We start from the raw sequence: 20,189 nt of genomic DNA, 5'->3' as shown, positions 1-20,189 counted from the left end.
GTATCAGAAAAACAAAGCATAGCATAATTTTCTTCATGTTTCGTTGATTTTGGTTATAAATAATTGTTTAAGAACGGGATTGCTTTTTATAAATCTCCTTCGTGCAATCAAAGCATCTAGCGGCGCTTGATACCAGTATAATAGGCACAAGAATTCCCTGTCGCGATAAAAAGCTATTTGTAGCTAGCTGAAGCGATACTTTAATGCACACAAAATCCTACCTCACGAAAAATATTGATTTGGTTAAGCGCTTTTACAATCGAGATGCGATTTACAATCTATCTACATGAATAAACATACTTCTATAAGAGTGTTCAGGTGGTTGAAGCCTGAAAATTTATCTTATCATGTTGCTTTCTAAAAATTGCTTCGGTCTGACTGTACGAATTGTCTGTTGTTTTAGTTCTTAGGTGTCTCTCTAATTTAGTTCATTAAGTTTGTAACTTTTTTGTGAATTTATAGAATATTTTTTAGAAAGCAAGAGTTTTTTTAAAAAAGTGATTTCTATTGATATGGATTTACTTGATAGGTGATGTTTGTTTTAAATTTAATTAAGAAACTATAGATTAGTTGTTGTTTTTTTTTGACCATGTATGCCACCTTTAATTGGCGAACGTTAAGCACTTTTATTAAATGAGGAAATTTGCTTTGTTGTTGGAAAGGCTTTCTATCTTTGATATAGATGGTTAGGCTGTTTATTTCAAATGTGCTGCAAACATTTTAACAGAAAATATGAACAATAAAAAGGAACAAGCCGCCAAAGCGGCATTGGATTATATTAAATTGGGTCAGACAATAGGCCTTGGGGCTGGTACAACCATTGGCTACTTGGTGGATTTTATTAAAGATTTGCCTTTTATTAAGACATTATTTTTTGTAAGTCCATCCTACAAGACGAAGTCCCGTTTAAGAGCAGTAGGTTTAAAAACACTGGATGTTGCCGAAATAAGGGAGATCGATTTTTATTTTGACAGTTGCGATCATTATGATCTTGAGCTGAACGCTTTAAAAAGCGGTGGAGGTATACATACTCTGGAAAAATTAATGGCTTCTATGGCGAAAGAATTTATTCTTTTGGTCGATGAATCTAAGTTTAACGCACAATTAATGGAAACCGTTGTTCCGTTATGTGTAGAAATTTTACCAGCGGCTGAGAGCTTTGTTTGGAATAAGTTAAAGGTGATGTATCCAGATGCTGAATTACAGATCCGGATGGGGCAACAAAAAGATGGAGCCGTTATTACAGAAAACGGAAATATGTTATTAGACGTCAAATTTAAGTCGGCTACCAACTTGGAGCAATTGAATCAATCTGTAAAATTAATTCCGGGCGTTATAGAGCATTCTTTGTTTTACCATTTAGCAAATAAAGCACTGGTTGCAAGTGAGAATGGCGTCGAAATACTGAACGCTGATACTCAGATTATATAAGGATTTTCTAAAAGCATGATTCTTTGTTAATCTATTCAACTGCATTCACTACACGATGAGTAGTTACTATAGTTTTTGGATTTAGCTACGTGCATAAAATATGGCGTAGCATTTTTGCTTCTTTTGTCGTTATTGCATTACAAAGAGTTAATCATTTTGACGGCTTTTTAGCTTGTTATAGTAGAATATTAGACATTAGAAAAAATTAATTTCATATTATCAAAATGTTAAGCCAAATTTGCAGTTGATTTTAAAAGAAGAGATGCAGCCTATATTTCATGCCAATCAAGCTATCACCATTACCTGGAAACAGGCGATGCAGAGCTGGGCTTTTAAAAGCTGGTTGATAGCCGGTCATATTTTACTCATAGTACTATTATTGGTGCTACCTCATTTCTTTGATCATATAGAACTTAGAGATGGAACCTTGTTATATGACCCTTTATTAAATTTGCTGCCGGCCAAAGATTTATCTATACCTTTATTTATTTGTATATGGGGAACAAGCGCTTTGTTGTTTTATAGATGCTTTTCTAGTCCCGCTATTATGATTACTGCTTTATACGGGTTTATCCTAGTGCTTTTTACAAGGATGTTGTCCATTTCACTTGTCCCGCTAGATCCACCAATTGGACTCATACCGTTGGTAGACCCAATTAGCAATATTACATATGGTAAAGCAGACTTTATAACAAAAGACCTTTTTTTCTCAGGCCATACGTCTACTATGTTTCTGATATTCCTGTGTTTTAATAATAAAACGGATAAATTAATTGCCTTGTTCGCTACTATCTTGGTTGGAAGTATGGTGCTGATACAACATGTACATTATAGTATTGATGTATTTGCTGCCCCTGTATTTACTTATGTATGTTTCTGGTTAGGTAGGGAAATAGCTTTAAGTGGATGGTATAAAGCTTATTTAGCAATTGCAAAGGAAAAGGTAAGTGTGCCTGTTTCTTCCGAATTCCATCGGAATAATCCGTTTTAATTTAGCCGAAAGCGTCTTTTGTAAACTAGTCGAGGTCATTTGATGGTGTGCTTGTACTTGCTTCATAAGCGATGATTTCTTTACCAATAGCATTGATTTCATCATCTGCTTCGAAACGAGGAAGCTCTGTTTCAGGATCAAGTTTTAGCCAGCTGCTTTCAGTGTCTTTCATGATTTTAACATATTCAATACCATCTTTATACACGGTATAGATACTTTCCTCTTCCGGGAAAATGGCATAGTCGATCTCATTGAGGGTAATATCAAAAGGCTCTTTCATTTGCATAGTCATTTTTTATGCAAAGTTAAGGAAATTCTATTACAGTAAATGATTAGGTGGTTTGGGTTCGGGTTATTGCATTTTGCATGGAATTATGTCGATATTAAAAAAATGTTTGAGCAATGAAAAAGATTTATAAATGATGAGCGATGAACGATGAATGTCAAACTCACAGCTGATAAGTCATAACTACTAGGGAGCTTACTACTTGTGTCTTGATACTTATATCTTGCTACTTATGTCTTGTTACTAACAACCAAAATAAAACATTTTAAGATGAAACCTGTTATGCAGAAAATAGTCTTATCTGTTTTAAACAATGATTATATGAGAAAAATTTTTATACTAATGACAATGTTAACCGTCATCGTTGCTGCCTGTACAGCAAAAAAGGGTATGACGACGAAAAAAGATGACCTGTCTGGTACTTGGGAGCTTGATTATATCAGTGGTCCGCGGATTGCTTTTGATGGTTTATATCCAAATAAAAAGCCCTTCTTAAAGGTTGAGGCAGACTCTAATAGAATAAGTGGTAATACAAGCTGCAATAACTTCTTTGGAAAATTAAATAGGGATGGACATAGTATAAGTTTCAAAGATGGGCTAGGTATGACAAAAATGGCTTGTCCTGGGCAGGGGGAAAGTACCTTCATAAGTACACTAGAAAAGATCAATAAATATGATATTACCGATGAGGGGAAAACACTTCATCTTATTATGGGAGATATAGCACTTATGCGGTTTAAGAGAGTAGCTAAATAATAGCTAGCTTATTGCAAATTTTCGTATCTTAGAATTCTACTTTTGTTCACTCAGTTATTTATCAAAAATATTTAATTCAGTATTATGGGAAAAGGAGATAAAAAAACCAAAAGAGGAAAAATCATTATGGGGTCATATGGTAAAACTAGACCTGGGAAGAAGAAAAATAAAGAAGATACGACATTAAAAGTTAAAGAAAAGATTGCTCCTAAAAGCAAAAAGGATTGACACGCTATCAATCCTTTTTGCTTTAATTTATGATTGATTATTTTTTCTCTTTTTTGTAATCTGCATTTAAGCCATCTACCACCTCTTTCGTGATCTCTAAGCTTTCATCGGCAAATAGAACACCCGGATTACCTTTAGCATAAGTAAGTACAAATTTATACCCTTTGTCTTTTGCATGTGTTTTTAGATAATCAGAAACTTTGTTATAAAGTTTTTCTTGCTCTTGCGCCTCATCGCTAGCAAATGCTTGATTGGCATTTTGATTAAATTTACCTAATTCTTCTTGTTTACGTGCTAAACGCTCCTCCGTACTTTGACGTTGCTCCGCACTCATGGTGGCAGCATTTTTTTGATAATCTGCTACTTCACGTTGAAAAGCATTACCTTTTGCTTGTAATTCGCCTTGCGTCTTTTTTGCTTTCTCTTGAAGCTTTGCCTGCATGTCTTTAAAGTAGGCATAATTTGCTAAAAGAGAATCAGAATTGACATATACAATTTTGTCTCCGCCAGAAACGGTAGCGGCACTATCGTTACCAGACTTGGAGGCTGGTGTTTTACTTGGGTTATTATTGCAAGCCACTGTAGTCGCCGCTAAGATAAGGCCTAAGGTGATTTTTGTTAAATGAGCGAATGGTTTGTTCATCATAAGTTGTTTAAATCCTAATCAATAAAGCGCAAACTTATGTAAAATTGCTTTCATATCCAATTTTACACAATAAGGCTCTTGAAGCGATTTATTCGATATGTAGAATGTAATTGTTTCTATATGATGTAGTAAACTGTCAGTAAAATTTCGTATTTTTGTGTTTTGGAACTAAACGATACATGAGCGAAGAAAACAAAAACAAATCCAATTATTCCGCAGATAATATACAGGTATTAGAAGGCTTAGAGGCCGTTAGAAAAAGACCCTCTATGTACATCGGTGATGTTGGTGTTAAGGGATTACACCATCTGGTGTACGAAGTAGTAGATAACTCCATAGATGAAGCATTAGCGGGTTATTGTACAGACATTCATGTAACTATTCATACAGATAACTCAATCTCTGTTGAAGATAACGGTAGGGGTATTCCAACCGGGATCAACAAAAAGGAGAATAAATCTGCTCTAGAGATGGTAATGACTATGCTCCATGCTGGTGGTAAGTTTGATAAAGATACCTATAAGGTTTCAGGAGGTTTACATGGTGTGGGTGTTTCCTGTGTGAATGCATTATCAACATTACTAATAGCTGAAGTACATAGAGAAGGTCAGATTTTTAAGCAGGAATATGAAAAAGGAAAACCTTTATATGATGTAAAGGTAATAGGTGAAACGGATCGTACAGGTACGACGGTGACTTTTCACCCAGATCCGAGTATTTTTACAATGACCTTAGTTTATAGCTATGATATATTGGCTGGAAGACTGCGGGAATTGGCTTATTTAAATAAAGGAATTCGCTTGACGCTTAAAGATGAACGGGACGAACAAACGGATGGATCTTTAAGACATGATGAATTTTTCTCTGAAGGCGGCTTAAGTGAATTTGTGAAATTTTTGGATGGAAACCGTCAACCGCTAATTCCTGATCCTATACATGTTGAAGGAATTAAGCAGGGTATTCCGGTTGAGTTAGCCTTGCAATACAATGATACCTACTCCGAGAATGTACATTCTTATGTGAATAACATTAATACGATTGAGGGTGGAACACATGTTGCCGGTTTTAGACGCGGATTAACCCGAACTTTAAAAACCTATGCCGATAAATCGGGCTTATTGAAAAACCTCAAGGTAGAGATTACCGGGGATGATTTCCGGGAAGGCCTTACAGCTGTTATTTCTGTGAAAGTTGCCGAACCACAATTTGAAGGCCAAACTAAAACTAAATTGGGAAATAATGAGGTAATGGGTGCGGTGGATATAGCTGTTGGTGAGATTTTAGGCACTTACTTAGAAGAAAACCCAAGAGAGGCTAAAGCGATCGTTCAAAAAGTTGTCATTGCTGCCCAAGCGCGTGCCGCGGCGCGCAAAGCGCGCGAAATGGTACAGCGTAAAACGGTAATGGGCGGAAGTGGTTTGCCGGGTAAGTTGGCCGATTGTGCTAATAACGATCCTTCAAAATGTGAAATTTACCTTGTAGAGGGAGATTCGGCAGGTGGTACGGCTAAACAAGGTAGAAATAGAGAGTTCCAGGCAATCTTACCATTACGTGGTAAAATATTGAATGTAGAGAAGGCGATGGAACATAAGATCTATGAAAATGAAGAGATCAAGAATATGTTTACTGCGCTTGGCGTGAGTATCGGTACGCAAGAGGATGCAAAAGCATTGAATCTTGAGAAGCTACGTTATCATCGAATAATTATCATGACAGATGCCGACGTGGATGGTTCGCACATTACTACTTTAATTTTGACATTCTATTTCCGTTATATGAAGGAGTTGATAGAGAGTGGATATGTTTATATAGCAACTCCACCGCTATACTTAGTAAAGAAAGGAAAAGACTTTGAGTATGCTTGGAATGAGAATCAACGATTAGCAGCCATTCAACGCTTGAAAGGCGCCGGGAAAGAAGATAGTGTACATGTTCAACGATATAAAGGTCTGGGAGAAATGAACGCTGAACAGCTGTGGGATACTACTATGAACCCAGATACGCGGACTTTACGCCAGGTAAGTATTGAAAATGCTGCCGAGTGCGATCGTGTATTCTCCATGTTAATGGGAGATGAGGTTGCTCCACGTAGAGAATTTATTGAACGTAATGCTAAATATGCTAAAATAGACGTGTAAGGCTATTAAATAGCGAAATATTTCGACAGAGGGCAAAGAAGTGTTTAATACTTTTTTGCCCTCTGTTATTTTCTTTAAATTTTATTTCAAAAAATTGATCAAACCGATGATTAAATCTGTATTAAGAGGAAGGTTAGGGTTTGCATACGTTTTTAAATTTGCCTGTTGACTTGCTGGAGCTGTTTTAAGCACGTGATTCATGTTTTTTATCAATAATAATACGGCCTTTGGGTTCGCTTGTTTGAGTTTCTCTGCATGATTAAAAGGAACTTGCAGATCGTTCGTTCCCGCCACTAATAGTATAGGCATCGTTAATTTTTTGATTTCTGCTAATGGCTCTACCTTAAACGATGAAATAATAAAAGGCTGGATAGAGCTATCAAAAAGACCGTTCAACTCTGGCGGCACTTTTTTTACCGTTTTTCCTTGCACTAGTAGGTTTATTATGGGTTTTGCTTCATCAGCCAAATGCGGCTGTGTTAATAGTTGGGTCTCTAATATTTTGGCGAGATTCTCACCTGGCCCCGCAATGGAAATAAATGCAGCTGGGTTTAATTGTTGAGCAGCTATCATACCAATATTCGAACCTTCACTATGGCCAATGATATAAAGTTTACCAAAATCTTTCCTGCTTTTTAAAAATTGACCTAAAATAACAGCATCTTCCACAAAATCATTAAATACAACTTTATTTTGATTGTTTTCAAAATGAGCACTTTCACCAATTAATCTTTTATCGTAGCGAAAGCTGGCGATACCATTATCTGCCAGTGCCTCCGCCAATAGTAGATAGGTGTTGGATTGAGCTCCGTATGGATTGTTACCATTGCGGTTGGTAGGGCCACTGCCTGCAATAATTAATGCAATAGGCATACCCTTCTGTGGATTTTTAGGTGTCATGATTGTGCCGCCAATAATGCCTCCTTTAACTTTTATTTTTACTTCTTCTTCAGGAAAATTAGCCGGACTCTTACTTACATTGGATCTTACTTTGGGCGTTTGTTGTATAAAAAAACCAACTAGCTCATGCGCCGCATTAAAATGAAATGTAAGCGGAACGATATAATGCTGAAAGGTTGCTGAAAGCGTTAAAGGTGTTGCATTTTTATCTATGCTATCGGGTATAACTAATGTTTCATATCTTCCAAATTGTTCATTTAGCCCATTCCATATTTTAGCCATCGCTTCTGTACTTACTTTTGCTTTAAAATCTACCGAAGTATTATTCAATGCGTCATCATATTTGGAAGATGCTAATGAAGAGATAAACTGCGAGGCTGTTTCCATATTGTTGATTTGTGCGAACAGGCTACTAGCGTCTATTAACAATACGATAAGAAGCAATGAGTATATACGAGTTGTCATGTATTTTACTTTTTTGTCTTAATATACAAAAAGTATTCCGATAAGTCCTATAACTAAACTTCCAAATAAGCGAATTTTATAGTAGGTTTGCACCTCTTATATAATATACTGAATTTTAATACAATGAGCATAGCGAAAACCTACAATCCTAAAGAGGCGGAAGATAAGTGGTATTCTTATTGGTTGGAAAAAAAGTTTTTCCGTTCCATTCCTGACGATCGAGAACCCTATACAATTGTAATGCCTCCACCTAACGTTACAGGCGTATTGCATATGGGGCATATGCTTAATAATACGATACAAGATGTGTTGATTCGTCGCGCCCGTATGCAGGGAAAAAATGCTTGCTGGGTGCCGGGTACCGATCACGCGTCCATCGCTACGGAAGCGAAAGTGGTGGCAATGCTTAAAGAGAGGGGTATTAATAAAAAAGATATTTCAAGAGAGGAATTTTTAGCGTATGCTTGGGAATGGAAAGAAAAATATGGCGGCATTATTTTAGAACAGTTAAAAAAGTTGGGTGCTTCTTGCGATTGGGATCGTACGCGTTTCACCATGGATCCTGATTTAACCGATGCCGTTATTGATACTTTTATCCATTTTTATAAAAAGGGTTATATCTATCGCGGTATACGTATGGTCAATTGGGATCCTCAGGGGAAAACGGCTGTTTCTGATGAGGAAGTCATTCGTAAGGAAGTTAATCAGAAGCTGTATTATATCAAGTATCAAATTGCCGAAGATAGCTCGCAATTCGGAACTCGCAACTCACAACTGACATATCTGACGATAGCAACTACTCGCCCTGAGACTATTATGGCTGATACAGCCATTTGTATCAATCCAAATGATGATCGTTATAAGCATCTTAAGGGTAAAAAAGTTTTCGTACCTCTGATTAATAGGGAAATACCAATTATTGAAGACGAATATGTGGAAATGGATTTTGGTACGGGTTGTTTAAAGGTCACTCCGGCCCATGACTTAAACGATTATGAGCTGGGGCTAAAACATAAGTTAGAGGTAATTGATATCTTGAATGATGACGGGACCTTAAATGAAAAGGCGCAAATATTGATAGGAGAGGATCGTTTCATTGCTCGTAAAAAAATAGCTAAACTACTTGAAGAGACCGGCCAGTTGGAGAAAGTGGAAGATTATAAGTCGCAAATAGGTTTTTCCGAAAGAACAGATGCTGCTATCGAACCTAAACTTTCCATGCAATGGTTCTGTAAAATGGAGCATCTTGCAAAGCCAGCTTTGGACTACGTGTTAAATGGGGAGGTTAAGCTGATTCCTGATAAATTTATTAATAGCTACCGTCATTGGATGGAGCATGTGAAAGATTGGAATATTTCCCGTCAGCTATGGTGGGGGCAACGTATTCCTGCTTGGTATAATGATAAGCAGGATTGGGTGGTGGCTAAGACAGAGAAAGAGGCTATTGTTGAATTTGAGAAAGTTGGGCAAAGTACCAGGGGTATTTATCAAGAAGAGGATGTATTAGATACGTGGTTTTCATCTGGACTATGGCCTATCTCAGTGTTTGATGGCTTCAAAAATCCCGATGGAGAAGATATTAATTATTATTACCCAACCAATGATTTAGTAACTGCTCCAGAGATACTTTTCTTTTGGGTGGCGCGGATGATGATTGCCGGTCATGAATTTCGTGGAAGAGCACCTTTCGAAAATGTTTATTTAACGGGGATTGTAAGGGATAAGCTAGGTCGTAAGATGTCTAAATCTCTGGGTAATTCACCAGACCCAATAGAACTGATGAATCTATATGGTACTGATGGCGTACGGGTTGGTATGCTCTTGTCATCTCCAGCAGGGAACGACTTGATGTTCGATGTGGCTTATTGCGAACAAGGAAGGAACTTCGCTAATAAAATTTGGAATGCGTTTCGCTTAGTTAAGGGCTGGGAAGCGACGGATGCAAGTGCAACGGAAGCAGAGTTAAATGCTGTAGAATGGTTTAAAAGTCGCTTCAACCAAGCCATTGGAGAGATCGACGAACATTTTGCTGCTTATCGTTTGTCTGACGCCTTGATGAGTATTTATAAACTGATATGGGATGATTTCTGTTCTTGGTACCTCGAATTGGTGAAACCAGCTTACCAACAACCTATTGCAAAGGTTTTGTATGAAGATACTAAGGAGCTTTTTGAGCAGTTATTGATACTTATTCACCCTTTTATGCCTTTTTTATCAGAGGAATTATGGCACGACGAATTGTTTGGTATAAGAACCGAAATGGACTGCTGTATTGTTGCTCCCTATCCTAAAGGTGGTGATATTGATGAACATCTTTTAAAAGACTATGTAGTTATACAACAGGTAGTATCGGAAATACGAAATATAAGGAATACAAAGCAGATCTCGCCCAAAGAACCGTTGCCTTTAGCGGTTAAAGTGAATAGCGGAAGAGATTACAGGTCTTATATGGATAGCATTAGTAAATTGGCGAATATTAATGAAGTGACCTTTGTAAATGAAAAGCCTGATACAAGCCTTGGTTTTATAGCAGAAAAGGATGAGTTTTTTGTTTCTATTTTGCAGAATATAGACGTGGCGGTAGAAAAAGAGAGAATAACTGGTGAAATCAACTATCTTGAAGGTTTTCTAAAATCGGTTAAGGCGAAATTGGCAAATGAGAAGTTTGTACAAAATGCAAAACCTGAAATTGTCCAAAACGAACGAAATAAACAAATAGACGCAGAAGCCAAGCTAAAGATTTTAGAAGAGAGCCTGGCCGCGCTTTAGCTCGCTGTTGGTTATTTGTTGTTAGTTATTTGTTGGGCAAATAGTGATATGCTTACTATGGTTCAAAAAATAAGTGGAACGAGAAGGTGTATCACTTAGGAATGATTGCGTTTGCGAATTGATTTAGGTAACTTATAAGAGGCGATATAAAAAAGTACAACATTTTCTTATATTCGTGAGATTTATTGTTGATTATAAAACGAAATTAAAATGAGAAAAATTCTAAGTTTAGCGCTTATAGGCTTTGTCCTTGCTTCTTGCGGCGGTTCGTCAAAAAAAGGTACGGAAGAGAAACAACCAGATCCTAATCTTATAACTTGTGAAGGAATTGGCAAAGTTAAATTAAGTTATACCCATGCAGATCTTGAAAAAGAGTTTGGAGCAGATAAACTGGCCGATGAAACAAAAGATGTCGACGGTAAGAAATTAAATATAACGAAGGTTTTACAAGGCACTCCGGAAGAGGTAGTGGTAACTTGGTCGGAAGCTAGTGCACCATTTAATAAAGCCGCTAAATTAAGCGTAAACAATGATATGGGTCCTTATCAATTAGAAGAAGGTATTCGAGTAGGCTCTACGCTGAAAGATTTGGTAAAAGCGAATAATTTTTTACCCGTTACTTTTACAAATTTTTATTCAAATGTTGATGGATTCGGGTATATAGAAGATTTTAATGGAGGTGATTTAACACAAAAATATCCTTGCTTAGGAGGGGTTTTAGATATTGATAGAACAGATAATCTTGAGGTTAGGTTGCTTGACGACTTTAAAAAGGAAAATCCTGCTAAATCTAATCATAAAGCCATGAATTTCATTTACGCAAATGTGGTTGAGTTAAGCATTTCCGCAAAGTAATAAATTGCTGATAAACAAAGAAAGCCGCAGATTAATTGCGGCTTTCTTTTTAGATATTAAGTTCTGTATAATGCGGTAACTCTTCTAAAAATATATAAGAACCATTTTCAAAATTAATCTGGCAATAAAAATGTTGCATGCCATTGCTCACGAGCAGATAAGGTACTCGATGCACCATATTATATCTTGCAACCTGATCAAATACAGCCTGTGTTATTTTCACCGAAGGAGCTTTTAGTTCTGCTATTAATACCCTCTTACCCAAATTGTTGAAAACCACAATATCTGTTCTTTTTTGTAAAGAATTTAACTTTAACCCACCTTCGGACTGGATGAGCGTTTTTGGAAAACCTTTGGTATTTATTAAATGTTGTATCCAGTGCTGCCTTACCCACTCTTCTGGTGTTAAAACTAAATATTTTTTCCGTATTTCGTCAAAAATGACAAGCTTGTTCTTATCTCTAACGAGTTTAAAAGGATAGCTAGGTAAATTTAGTGGAGTCGGAATTAACATGTTCAAGACAACAATTTTTAAGACGTTCTGTAGGTCTTGTATCTTCATTGCAAACTTAATAGTATTTTGTTAAAATATGGATTTTAATGAACCTTTATTATTTGTCAAAAGCCAGAATTTATTGTTATTTTGTGTTTAATGCTATAGGGATCGTCCAAAAAGTATCGTCATTTCGACGAAGTGACGTAAAGAAGTTTTAGATACCTCTATGGCCTGTTAGTAGACGATAGAATGAGTGCATCAACTATAATAGCCGATATCCAAAAAAGAAAAATTAAGCCTATTTATCTTTTACATGGAGAAGAAGCGTATTACATAGATTTAATAACAAACGCCTTAGAACATAAGATACTTAGTGAGGCGGAGAAAGGGTTTAACCAGACCATCTTATATGGCAAGGACACTGATTGGGTTACTGTTGTAAACGCATCAAAGCGTTATCCGATGATGAGCGATTATCAGGTAATTATTATAAAGGAGGCCCAAAACTTAAAATGGGACAAGGCAGATGATTTTGTTCAGGCTTATATGGAGCACCCATTAATTACCACCGTGTTGGTGTTTGCCTATAAATATGGAAAATTCGACAAGCGTAAAAAAATCTATAAAAGCATAGAGAAAAGTGGGATTGTATTTGAATCTACAAAAATTTATGACAATAAATTGGCTCCTTGGATAGATGATTATGTGAAGGAACATGGGATGAAAATACACCCGCAAGCTGCTGCTTTGATCGGTGAATATCTGGGTGCTGAACTTTCAAAAGTTGCGAACGAGTTAGACAAAATGATGTTGAACGTTCCAAAAGAACGAGAGATTAATATTGCAGATGTACAGAATAATATAGGTATAAGCAAGGACTTCAACATTTTTGAGTTAAATACGGCTCTGGGAAAGAAAGATGTGTATAAGGTGAACCAAATTGTTGATTATTTTGCGGCTAATCCGAAATCAAATCCAATTCCTGTCGTGATGGGATCCTTATATTCTTATTTTTCAAAAATATTGAAATATCATTACCTTCCTGATAAAAGCCAACAAGTTGCAGCAAAGGAGATGGGCGTACATCCATTTTTTTTGAAGGACTATGAAATGGCTGCGCGTAGTTACCCTCCGGGTAAATTGTTTAATGTGATGAACTACCTGAAAGAATATGATCTGAAATCCAAAGGTGTCGATGCGATTAATTTGGAGTCAGAGGATTTAATGAAAGAACTAATGTTTAAGATTTTACACTAATTGGGCTATTTATTGTTGTTCATGTTTTGTGGCTCACTTGCGCATCTATATCAATCGCCCGCCTATAGCGATAGTAGGCAAAATACCTTTTAAATTATATTTGCACAATTTTAATAAAAATCTTCTTAATACGAGATAGTTTGCGACATTTGGCTTAAGTATTTAAAACATCACTCATGTTGGGGAATAATAGTGTGTGTTTTTCGTGGGAAATACTGATTTACATTAACCTAAAATGCTGCTAAATTATGCTAACGAAAAAGGAAAGAAAACGACCTCAAGGGGAAATAAGGGATAAGGAGAGGACTAAACTTAAATTACTTAATGCTGTGGGCGAAATCATCAGAGCGGAAGGATATCATGGTTTAGGTGTTAATAAGATTGCAGCAAAAGCTGGCGTAAATAAGAAGTTAATTTATAGATACTTCGAAAGCGTTGAAAATCTTATTGAAAAATATGTGCGTGAGAAAGATTATTGGGTAAGTTTTGTAGATAAGGTGCAGATTGTCGAAAGCCCGACTGATTTTGGAGAACATACCCTTTCAAAATTGCTAAGTGCGCAGTTTGATTTCTTTTATACGGCCGAAGAAATGCAGGAAATTGTATTATGGGAAATAAGTGAACATAGTAGTTTAATGCGTGATATTGCTGATGCACGTGAACATTTAGGTAGCGAATTGTTCAAACTTTCCGATCCACTTTTTGAAGGCAGCGGTATAGACCTAAGAAGCTTAGTAGCTTTACAGGTTGCGGGGATCTATTACTTGGTATTGCATGCGAAACATAATGGCAGCACATTTTGCGAAATTGATATTAAGACAGAGGAGGGGCGAGGCCGGATAAAAACTGCTATTGAACAAATTAGTAAATGGGCTTTTTCTGAAGTAAAAAAGAACAAATGCTAAAATAAAAAAGGATTAAGTACAAAGTTTCTTTAAAAATGTCTTAATCCTCAATTAAGTGGGTGTAGAAAAAAGGATTTTACACCCTTACATTAGCGCTTATTTAAGCATGCGCTCACGTTGCTGTTTGATGTCTTCACTGTTAATATACTCGTCATAAGTCATTAACTTATCAATAGTGCCGTTTGGCGTTAGCTCAATTATTCTGTTTGCCACCGTTTGTGTTAATTCATGATCTCGGGATGTGAAGAGTATTGAACCTCTAAAATCTCTCATGCCATTATTCAGGGCTGTTATAGATTCAAGATCTAAATGGTTTGTTGGTTCATCAAATAGTAATAGATTTGCTTTTTGCAGCATCATTCTTGAAAACATGCAGCGCATTTTTTCCCCCCCTGATAAAACGGAGCATTTTTTTAGCACTTCTTCTCCACTGAAAAGCATCTTTCCTAAGAACCCCCTCACAAACTGATCGTCTTGATCTGCTTCCGAATATTCTCGAAGCCAGTCTATTAAATTTTCATTCTTACCCTCAAAATAAGAGCTATTATCCATGGGGATATCTGCGATGCTTTGGGTTACACCCCATTTAAATGTTCCTTTGAAGTCTTTGTCTCTACCTGTTAGTATTTCATAAAAAGCAGTTGTTGCTAAACTGTTTTCGGCTAAAACAGCTATTTTGTCTCCTTTATTCATCATGAAATTCACCTTATCAAAGAGAACTTCTCCATTTGCCACTTTACCTAAGTTTTCAACCTGAAGAATCTGATCGCCTGGCTCCCTATTCATTTCATTAAACATGATAGCAGGATACTTCCGACTGGATGGTTTTATTTCGTCAAGGTTGATTTTATCGAGCGCTTTCTTACGGCTAGTAGCTTGCTTAGATTTAGAGGCATTAGCGCTGAAGCGGCGAATAAACTCTTGTAATTCTTTTACTTTATCTTCTAATTTCTTATTTTGATCAGAACGTTGTTTTAAGGCCAATTGACTAGATTCATACCAAAAGCTATAGTTGCCGGTATAGATGGTCATCTTGCTGAAATCTATGTCTACGATATGCGTACAAACAGCATCTAAGAAATGTCGATCGTGAGAAACAACTAGTACCAAGCCCTGATAATCAGCCAAGAAGTTCTCAAGCCAGGCAATGGTGTCAATATCCAAATCGTTCGTAGGCTCATCTAATACCAGAATATCTGGTGTTCCGAAGAGTGCCTGCGCTAATAATACGCGCACTTTTTGATTACCATCTAGTTCTTTAACGAGTTTATAATGTAAATCTTCTTTGATACCTAGATTACTAAGTAAGGTAGCAGCGTTATTTTCAGCACTCCATCCGTCCATTTCAGCAAAACGATTCTCTAATTCTCCGGCACGTTCACCATCTGCATCGCTAAAATCTTCTTTTGCATAAATAGCATCTTTCTCTTTCATGATATCATACAGCTCTTTATGCCCCATCATAACCGTTTCGATTACTGAATATTCATCAAAAGCATAGTGATTTTGGCTCAACACAGCCATGCGCTCACCTGGTGTGATGTTGATAGACCCAGTGGTTTGGTCTACCTCACCTGTAATAATTTTAAGAAAAGTTGATTTGCCAGCACCGTTTGCACCAATTATGCCGTAACAGTTGCCAGGAGTAAATTTTAAGTTAACTTCGTCAAATAAAACGCGTTTACCAAAGCGTAATGAGAGATTTGAAACACTGATCATAGGGCGCAAAGATAGGCAATTGAAAGCGAAAAGCCTAAAGCGAAAAGCTTAAAGTGGAAAGCAAAAGAAATGAAATATAAAGATTATGACGAAGGAACAACTCTTAATAGAAATATCAAAAACATTGAAGAAATCGCAGGCAATTGCGTTGGCTGAAATAGCAGCCACTACGAATTTTTCTATGTTGGATTTATTAACACTCTGTTACCATGCTGAAAAACCAATAGCTTTTCGAGCTTCCTGGATTTTGGAGTTTGTGGAAGATAAGTACCCTATAAGATTTATACCTATTCTAGATGATTTTATCAAACAGTTACCGAAGCAAGATAATGACAGTTGCCAACGGCTTTTTTCGAAGATATTAATGCATATAAGTAATCCTAAAGCAAGCGACATCCGCCGAACCATGTTCAATAAATTATCTTCCACTGTTCATGAAAGAATTGTAGAGACAATGTTCGAATGGTTAATAAACCCAGCTACCCCAGTAGCGGTACGTGTCAATTGTATGGATGTACTGTACTATATGACACCACAATTTCCATGGATAAAGGATGAACTTCTTGCCCAGATCGAATTTTATTTAAAAGATGGTTCAGCAGCCTTGCAAAGTAGAGGAAAGGCCTTGCATAAAAAACTCATTGATTAAGTGCCAATTGTTGCTATTTCAATAGATTCACTTTATAAAGATCCGTTCGTCTATCTTTCATCGTTTTCACGGTTCCATATTCATGAAGCTCCTTTAAAGCATATAAATCAACATCGGCAAACAATACCATCTCGGCATTTGGAGTGGCTTCCGCTTTTACCCCGTTTGTAGGAAAAGCAAAGTCAGATGGTGTGAATACTGCTGATTGGGCGTATTGAATATCCATATTATTTACCTTTGGTAGGTTCCCTACAGAGCCTGCAATAGCCACATAACACTCATTTTCAATAGCTCGTGCTTGTGCACAGTTACGAACCCTGGTATATGCGTTCTGGGTGTCGGTTAAGAATGGCACAAAAAGAATTTTCATGCCTTGGTCTGCAAGGATGCGACTTAATTCTGGAAATTCTACATCATAACATATCAGAATGCCTATTTTTCCACAATCGGTATCGAAAACCTGAACCTTATCTCCACCGTACATGCCATAATATTTTAATTCGTTTGGTGTAATGTGTACTTTGTCGTATGCGTCTACTTTGCCACTTCTATGGCAGAGGTAAGTGGTATTATATAGTTTTTCATCTTTTGTTAGATAGGGCATAGACCCTGCAATGATGTTTACGTTATAGGAAACTGCCAATCGTTGTATTTTATCTTTAATTTCTTCTGTATGTTTAGCCAGCATTCGCATGGCATCCCGTTCAGGCAGATGATTATACGGTTCCATCAAAGGGGTATTGAAAAATTCTGGGAAAAGTGCAAAATCTGCACCGTAGCCACTTACTACATCAACAAAAAATTCTACCTGATCATAAAAAGCCTCTGTATTGTTAAATAAGCGCATTTGCCATTGTATAAGCCCCAAGCGAATATTCTGTTTGGTAGGAGATATAGAACTTGTTTTAGGCTCGTAATAAATATTGTTCCACTCCAATAGGGTGGCATATTCCAGAGACTCTTCATCTTCGGGTAAGTAATTTTTAAGAATTTTCTTGACGTGAAAATCATTAGAAAGCTGAAAAGTTAAGGTAGGATCGTACAGTTCTTTCTGTTTAACTTTTTCTATATACTGTTTAGGACTGAGTGTGTCTGCATGTTCATGATATTTTGGAATGCGACCACCAGCTATAATACTTTTTAAATTCAGTTGCTCGCATAATTCCTTTCTTGCATCGTATAATCTTCTTCCTAAACGTAAATCCCGGTAATCGGGGTGTACAAATAATTCAATTCCATACAAAACATCCCCATCAGGATCATGTGTTTTAAAGGTGTATTTGCCTGTAATTTCTTCATAGGAGTGGGTTCTATCTGTTTTTTTAGAATCGACAATGATAGACAATGCACAAGCAACCACATGTTCATTGACTTCTACACAAAGCTGCCCCTCCGGGAAAATTTCCAATAGATTTTTGATACTCGATTTTGGCCAAATCCCTCCAGCGGTGCCATGATAAGCTTCTGCCATGGAAATTTTTAAATCACTATAATCTGCAAGGCCTAAGGGTCTGATTTTTATGTTCATATATTAAGTTGCGAGTTGTTAGTTATGGGTTACGAGCACGCTTCGCTGTTCAATAATCTATGATTTATAGACTCATAATTCGAAACGGATACCTCATAACTATGTTTTTAGAATAACGTATTTCCTTTTGGATAGTTTGCTCTTCCCAGATGTTTGTAAGCTAATTCAGTACACTCGCGTCCCCGTGAGGTACGCATAATATAACCCTCCTGTATCAGAAACGGTTCATATACTTCCTCAATAGTACCTTCATCTTCTCCAACAGCCGTCGCAATGGTTTTAAGCCCAACTGGGCCACCTTTGAATTTGTCTATAATGGTAACTAGAATTCGGTTGTCCATTTCATCCAAGCCATGCTCATCTACATTTAGCGCATTAAGAGCATAATTTGCTATTTCTGTGTCTATTTCTCCATTTCCTTTTATCTGAGCAAAATCGCGTGTACGGCGTAAAAGCGCATTGGCAATACGTGGAGTTCCTCTACTTCGGCGGGCAATTTCATAAGCTCCTTCGTCGCTAATAGGGGTACGCAAGATTCCAGCAGAACGTAATACAATAGTTGTTAACAGTTTTGCATCATAATATTGCAGACGAGCATTAATGCCAAAGCGAGCACGTAAGGGCGCAGTAAGTAGTCCGGAGCGAGTGGTCGCCCCCACTAGTGTAAATGGACTCAGCGATAATTGGACGGAGCGAGCATTAGGTCCTGTTTCAAGCATAATGTCAATCTTGAAATCTTCCATAGCCGAATATAAGTATTCCTCAACCATTGGACTGAGTCGATGGATTTCATCAATAAATAAGATATCACCTTCTTCTAGGTTGGTAAGAAGTCCGGCTAAATCACCCGGCTTGTCTAAAACGGGACCTGAAGTGATCTTGATGCCTACTCCCATTTCATTGGCTATTATATGAGAGAGTGTAGTTTTTCCCAGGCCTGGAGGGCCATGCAGTAGCACATGATCCAATGCTTCTCCACGAAGTTTAGCGGCTTGTACAAACACCCGCAGATTTTCTAGTATTTTAAACTGACCTGTAAAGTCTTCAAAAGCTTGAGGTCGTAAAACTTTCTCAACGTCTTTTTCCGTTTTGCTTAAATGGTCTGCATTGGGATTTAAGTGTTCATTCATGTTGAAGTATCAAGACTATTCGTGTCAAGTATCAAGACATTAGTATCAAGTATCAAGACTGTTTGAGTCGGTGTGCCTTTCTACTTATGTCTATAAAAGCAAAAATACTAAAAAAATTGGGTTTACTTATTGTACTGCCTAAACCAGCTACTGATCTTCATTTGAATAACACCAAAAAAAGCTTCTCTAAAAATTTTGGTACTCATTTTAGAAGTCCCCTCCGTTCTATCGGTAAATATTATGGGAACTTCAACTACTTTGAAGCCGTATTTAACCGCCGTAAATTTCATTTCTATCTGGAAGGCATATCCAACGAATTTAATTTTATTTAAAGGAATGGTTTTAAGTACTTCTCGCTTATAACATATAAACCCGGCGGTGGCATCCCTTATCTCAGTACCTGTAATCAAACGAACATAGCCGGAGGCAAAGTATGATATTAGTACTCTTTTCATAGGCCAATTAACTACATTGACCCCTTTAATGTAACGGGAACCAATTGCTAGATCGGCACCGTCCACACAGGCTTGTCTCAATTTTATTAAATCTTTGGGATTGTGGGAAAAATCGGCATCCATTTCGAAAATATATGCATAATTTTTTTCAAGGCACCATTTAAAACCGTGAATATAGGCAGTACCCAATCCCAATTTACCCGTTCGTTCTTCTAGGTACAGTTGACCATCAAATTCACTTTGTAACGACTTTACAATAGCACCGGTGTCATCGGGAGAACCATCATCAATGATCAGGATGTGATACGGGAAAGAAAGAGAGAATACCTTACGGATTATCTTTTCGATATTTTCTTTTTCATTGTAAGTGGGAATAATGACGATACTATCTGACACGATTGCTATTTACGTAAATAATTTAAAATACGAAAGTAATTATTTTTTTACTTATTAATCTGAATCCGATTATTCTTTATGAGTTCAGAAATTCAATAACAAACCTGGTAAGGCACCTTTGCGCATGCCTATCGGGATAATACAGGTGAGGGTAACGCAACTTGGATAGGCTATTGATAAACAACAAGA

Annotated in this window: 18 protein-coding genes; 10 read left to right on the top strand and 8 right to left on the bottom strand. The window is 37.0% G+C overall.

The window, feature by feature from the left end; all coding sequences use genetic code 11:
• Nucleotides 1-732: 732 nt before the first annotated feature.
• Nucleotides 733-1,431 (top strand): ribose 5-phosphate isomerase A, encoded by a 699-nt coding sequence (gene rpiA / locus BMY50_RS23460; protein ID WP_093329949.1) that lies wholly within the window; start codon nt 733-735, stop codon nt 1,429-1,431.
• Nucleotides 1,432-1,693: 262 nt separating this feature from the next.
• Nucleotides 1,694-2,422, top strand: a complete 729-nt coding sequence (locus tag BMY50_RS23455; protein WP_093329946.1) for a phosphatase PAP2-related protein — start codon at nt 1,694-1,696, stop codon at nt 2,420-2,422.
• Between the two features lie 25 nt (nt 2,423-2,447).
• Here BMY50_RS23455 and BMY50_RS23450 read toward each other — a convergent pair whose 3' ends face one another.
• Entirely contained in the window at nt 2,448-2,702 is a 255-nt protein-coding gene (locus tag BMY50_RS23450) for a hypothetical protein (protein WP_317040862.1), read from the bottom strand.
• Between the two features lie 327 nt (nt 2,703-3,029).
• On the opposite strand from BMY50_RS23450, the gene BMY50_RS23445 reads away from it, so the two are divergent.
• Nucleotides 3,030-3,464, top strand: coding sequence for an META domain-containing protein (locus BMY50_RS23445; RefSeq protein ID WP_238383866.1), 435 nt, complete (start codon nt 3,030-3,032; stop codon nt 3,462-3,464).
• 84 nt (nt 3,465-3,548) lie between these two features.
• Nucleotides 3,549-3,692 carry a 30S ribosomal protein THX gene (locus tag BMY50_RS23440; RefSeq protein WP_093329937.1) on the top strand — a complete coding sequence of 48 codons (144 nt, stop codon included), beginning with the start codon at nt 3,549-3,551 and terminating at the stop codon, nt 3,690-3,692.
• Nucleotides 3,693-3,729: 37 nt separating this feature from the next.
• Here the strand turns inward: BMY50_RS23440 and BMY50_RS23435 are convergent, their stop codons facing one another.
• Nucleotides 3,730-4,338 (bottom strand): OmpH family outer membrane protein, encoded by a 609-nt coding sequence (locus BMY50_RS23435; protein WP_317040861.1) that lies wholly within the window; start codon nt 4,336-4,338, stop codon nt 3,730-3,732.
• A 179-nt stretch (nt 4,339-4,517) separates the two neighbouring features.
• On the opposite strand from BMY50_RS23435, the gene gyrB reads away from it, so the two are divergent.
• Nucleotides 4,518-6,476, top strand: coding sequence for a DNA topoisomerase (ATP-hydrolyzing) subunit B (gene gyrB / locus BMY50_RS23430; RefSeq protein ID WP_093329932.1), 1,959 nt, complete (start codon nt 4,518-4,520; stop codon nt 6,474-6,476).
• Between the two features lie 81 nt (nt 6,477-6,557).
• Here the strand turns inward: gyrB and BMY50_RS23425 are convergent, their stop codons facing one another.
• On the bottom strand, nt 6,558-7,841 hold the full coding sequence (locus BMY50_RS23425) for an alpha/beta hydrolase (protein ID WP_093329929.1): 1,284 nt from the start codon (nt 7,839-7,841) through the stop codon (nt 6,558-6,560).
• Between the two features lie 123 nt (nt 7,842-7,964).
• Here BMY50_RS23425 and BMY50_RS23420 point away from each other — a divergent pair, with 123 nt between their 5' ends.
• Together BMY50_RS23420 and BMY50_RS23415 are read left to right on the top strand one after the other, a co-directional pair.
• Nucleotides 7,965-10,610 (top strand): valine--tRNA ligase, encoded by a 2,646-nt coding sequence (locus tag BMY50_RS23420; RefSeq protein WP_093329925.1) that lies wholly within the window; start codon nt 7,965-7,967, stop codon nt 10,608-10,610.
• A 210-nt stretch (nt 10,611-10,820) separates the two neighbouring features.
• Entirely contained in the window at nt 10,821-11,465 is a 645-nt protein-coding gene (locus BMY50_RS23415) for a hypothetical protein (protein ID WP_093329917.1), read from the top strand.
• Nucleotides 11,466-11,514: 49 nt separating this feature from the next.
• On the opposite strand, the gene BMY50_RS23410 is transcribed toward BMY50_RS23415, so the two are convergent.
• Nucleotides 11,515-11,979 (bottom strand): type I restriction enzyme HsdR N-terminal domain-containing protein, encoded by a 465-nt coding sequence (locus tag BMY50_RS23410; RefSeq protein ID WP_093330008.1) that lies wholly within the window; start codon nt 11,977-11,979, stop codon nt 11,515-11,517.
• Nucleotides 11,980-12,210: 231 nt separating this feature from the next.
• Between BMY50_RS23410 and holA the strand changes: the two genes are divergently transcribed.
• Nucleotides 12,211-13,218: a DNA polymerase III subunit delta gene (holA, locus tag BMY50_RS23405; RefSeq protein WP_093329912.1), complete on the top strand. Its 1,008-nt coding sequence runs from the start codon at nt 12,211-12,213 to the stop codon at nt 13,216-13,218.
• Nucleotides 13,219-13,466: 248 nt separating this feature from the next.
• A complete protein-coding gene (locus BMY50_RS23400; RefSeq protein WP_093329907.1) occupies nt 13,467-14,123 on the top strand; it encodes a TetR/AcrR family transcriptional regulator in 657 nt (218 codons plus the stop codon).
• Nucleotides 14,124-14,219: 96 nt separating this feature from the next.
• Here the strand turns inward: BMY50_RS23400 and BMY50_RS23395 are convergent, their stop codons facing one another.
• Nucleotides 14,220-15,842 carry an ABC-F family ATP-binding cassette domain-containing protein gene (locus tag BMY50_RS23395; RefSeq protein ID WP_093329902.1) on the bottom strand — a complete coding sequence of 541 codons (1,623 nt, stop codon included), beginning with the start codon at nt 15,840-15,842 and terminating at the stop codon, nt 14,220-14,222.
• Nucleotides 15,843-15,927: 85 nt separating this feature from the next.
• Between BMY50_RS23395 and BMY50_RS23390 the strand changes: the two genes are divergently transcribed.
• A complete protein-coding gene (locus BMY50_RS23390) occupies nt 15,928-16,491 on the top strand; it encodes a hypothetical protein (RefSeq protein WP_093329895.1) in 564 nt (187 codons plus the stop codon).
• 13 nt (nt 16,492-16,504) lie between these two features.
• On the opposite strand, the gene BMY50_RS23385 is transcribed toward BMY50_RS23390, so the two are convergent.
• The 3 genes from BMY50_RS23385 to BMY50_RS23375 all read right to left on the bottom strand — a co-directional run bounded on the left by BMY50_RS23385 (nt 16,505) and on the right by BMY50_RS23375 (nt 20,000).
• Nucleotides 16,505-18,019, bottom strand: a complete 1,515-nt coding sequence (locus tag BMY50_RS23385; RefSeq protein WP_093329891.1) for a bifunctional GNAT family N-acetyltransferase/carbon-nitrogen hydrolase family protein — start codon at nt 18,017-18,019, stop codon at nt 16,505-16,507.
• Between the two features lie 107 nt (nt 18,020-18,126).
• Nucleotides 18,127-19,149: a Holliday junction branch migration DNA helicase RuvB gene (gene ruvB / locus BMY50_RS23380; RefSeq protein ID WP_093329887.1), complete on the bottom strand. Its 1,023-nt coding sequence runs from the start codon at nt 19,147-19,149 to the stop codon at nt 18,127-18,129.
• Nucleotides 19,150-19,271: 122 nt separating this feature from the next.
• A complete protein-coding gene (locus BMY50_RS23375; RefSeq protein ID WP_093329884.1) occupies nt 19,272-20,000 on the bottom strand; it encodes a polyprenol monophosphomannose synthase in 729 nt (242 codons plus the stop codon).
• Between the last annotated feature and the right edge of the window lie 189 nt (nt 20,001-20,189).

Origin of the sequence: Olivibacter domesticus, from assembly GCF_900109575.1 — a bacterium.
GTDB lineage: Bacteria > Bacteroidota > Bacteroidia > Sphingobacteriales > Sphingobacteriaceae > Olivibacter > Olivibacter domesticus.
The sequence above is the reverse complement of the archived record's forward strand: the minus strand, read 5'-3'. Positions and strand labels throughout refer to the sequence as shown.

Bases quoted from the DNA above. Each gene is read 5' to 3' on its own strand.
- rpiA (WP_093329949.1), top strand. From the start codon at position 733: ATGAACAATAAAAAGGAACAAGCCGCCAAAGCGGCATTGGATTATATT.
- BMY50_RS23455 (WP_093329946.1), top strand. From the start codon at position 1,694: ATGCAGCCTATATTTCATGCCAATCAAGCTATCACCATTACCTGGAAA.
- BMY50_RS23450 (WP_317040862.1), bottom strand. From the start codon at position 2,702: ATGAAAGAGCCTTTTGATATTACCCTCAATGAGATCGACTATGCCATT.
- BMY50_RS23445 (WP_238383866.1), top strand. From the start codon at position 3,030: ATGAGAAAAATTTTTATACTAATGACAATGTTAACCGTCATCGTTGCT.
- BMY50_RS23440 (WP_093329937.1), top strand. From the start codon at position 3,549: ATGGGAAAAGGAGATAAAAAAACCAAAAGAGGAAAAATCATTATGGGG.
- BMY50_RS23435 (WP_317040861.1), bottom strand. From the start codon at position 4,338: ATGATGAACAAACCATTCGCTCATTTAACAAAAATCACCTTAGGCCTT.
- gyrB (WP_093329932.1), top strand. From the start codon at position 4,518: ATGAGCGAAGAAAACAAAAACAAATCCAATTATTCCGCAGATAATATA.
- BMY50_RS23425 (WP_093329929.1), bottom strand. From the start codon at position 7,841: ATGACAACTCGTATATACTCATTGCTTCTTATCGTATTGTTAATAGAC.
- BMY50_RS23420 (WP_093329925.1), top strand. From the start codon at position 7,965: ATGAGCATAGCGAAAACCTACAATCCTAAAGAGGCGGAAGATAAGTGG.
- BMY50_RS23415 (WP_093329917.1), top strand. From the start codon at position 10,821: ATGAGAAAAATTCTAAGTTTAGCGCTTATAGGCTTTGTCCTTGCTTCT.
- BMY50_RS23410 (WP_093330008.1), bottom strand. From the start codon at position 11,979: ATGTTAATTCCGACTCCACTAAATTTACCTAGCTATCCTTTTAAACTC.
- holA (WP_093329912.1), top strand. From the start codon at position 12,211: ATGAGTGCATCAACTATAATAGCCGATATCCAAAAAAGAAAAATTAAG.
- BMY50_RS23400 (WP_093329907.1), top strand. From the start codon at position 13,467: ATGCTAACGAAAAAGGAAAGAAAACGACCTCAAGGGGAAATAAGGGAT.
- BMY50_RS23395 (WP_093329902.1), bottom strand. From the start codon at position 15,842: ATGATCAGTGTTTCAAATCTCTCATTACGCTTTGGTAAACGCGTTTTA.
- BMY50_RS23390 (WP_093329895.1), top strand. From the start codon at position 15,928: ATGACGAAGGAACAACTCTTAATAGAAATATCAAAAACATTGAAGAAA.
- BMY50_RS23385 (WP_093329891.1), bottom strand. From the start codon at position 18,019: ATGAACATAAAAATCAGACCCTTAGGCCTTGCAGATTATAGTGATTTA.
- ruvB (WP_093329887.1), bottom strand. From the start codon at position 19,149: ATGAATGAACACTTAAATCCCAATGCAGACCATTTAAGCAAAACGGAA.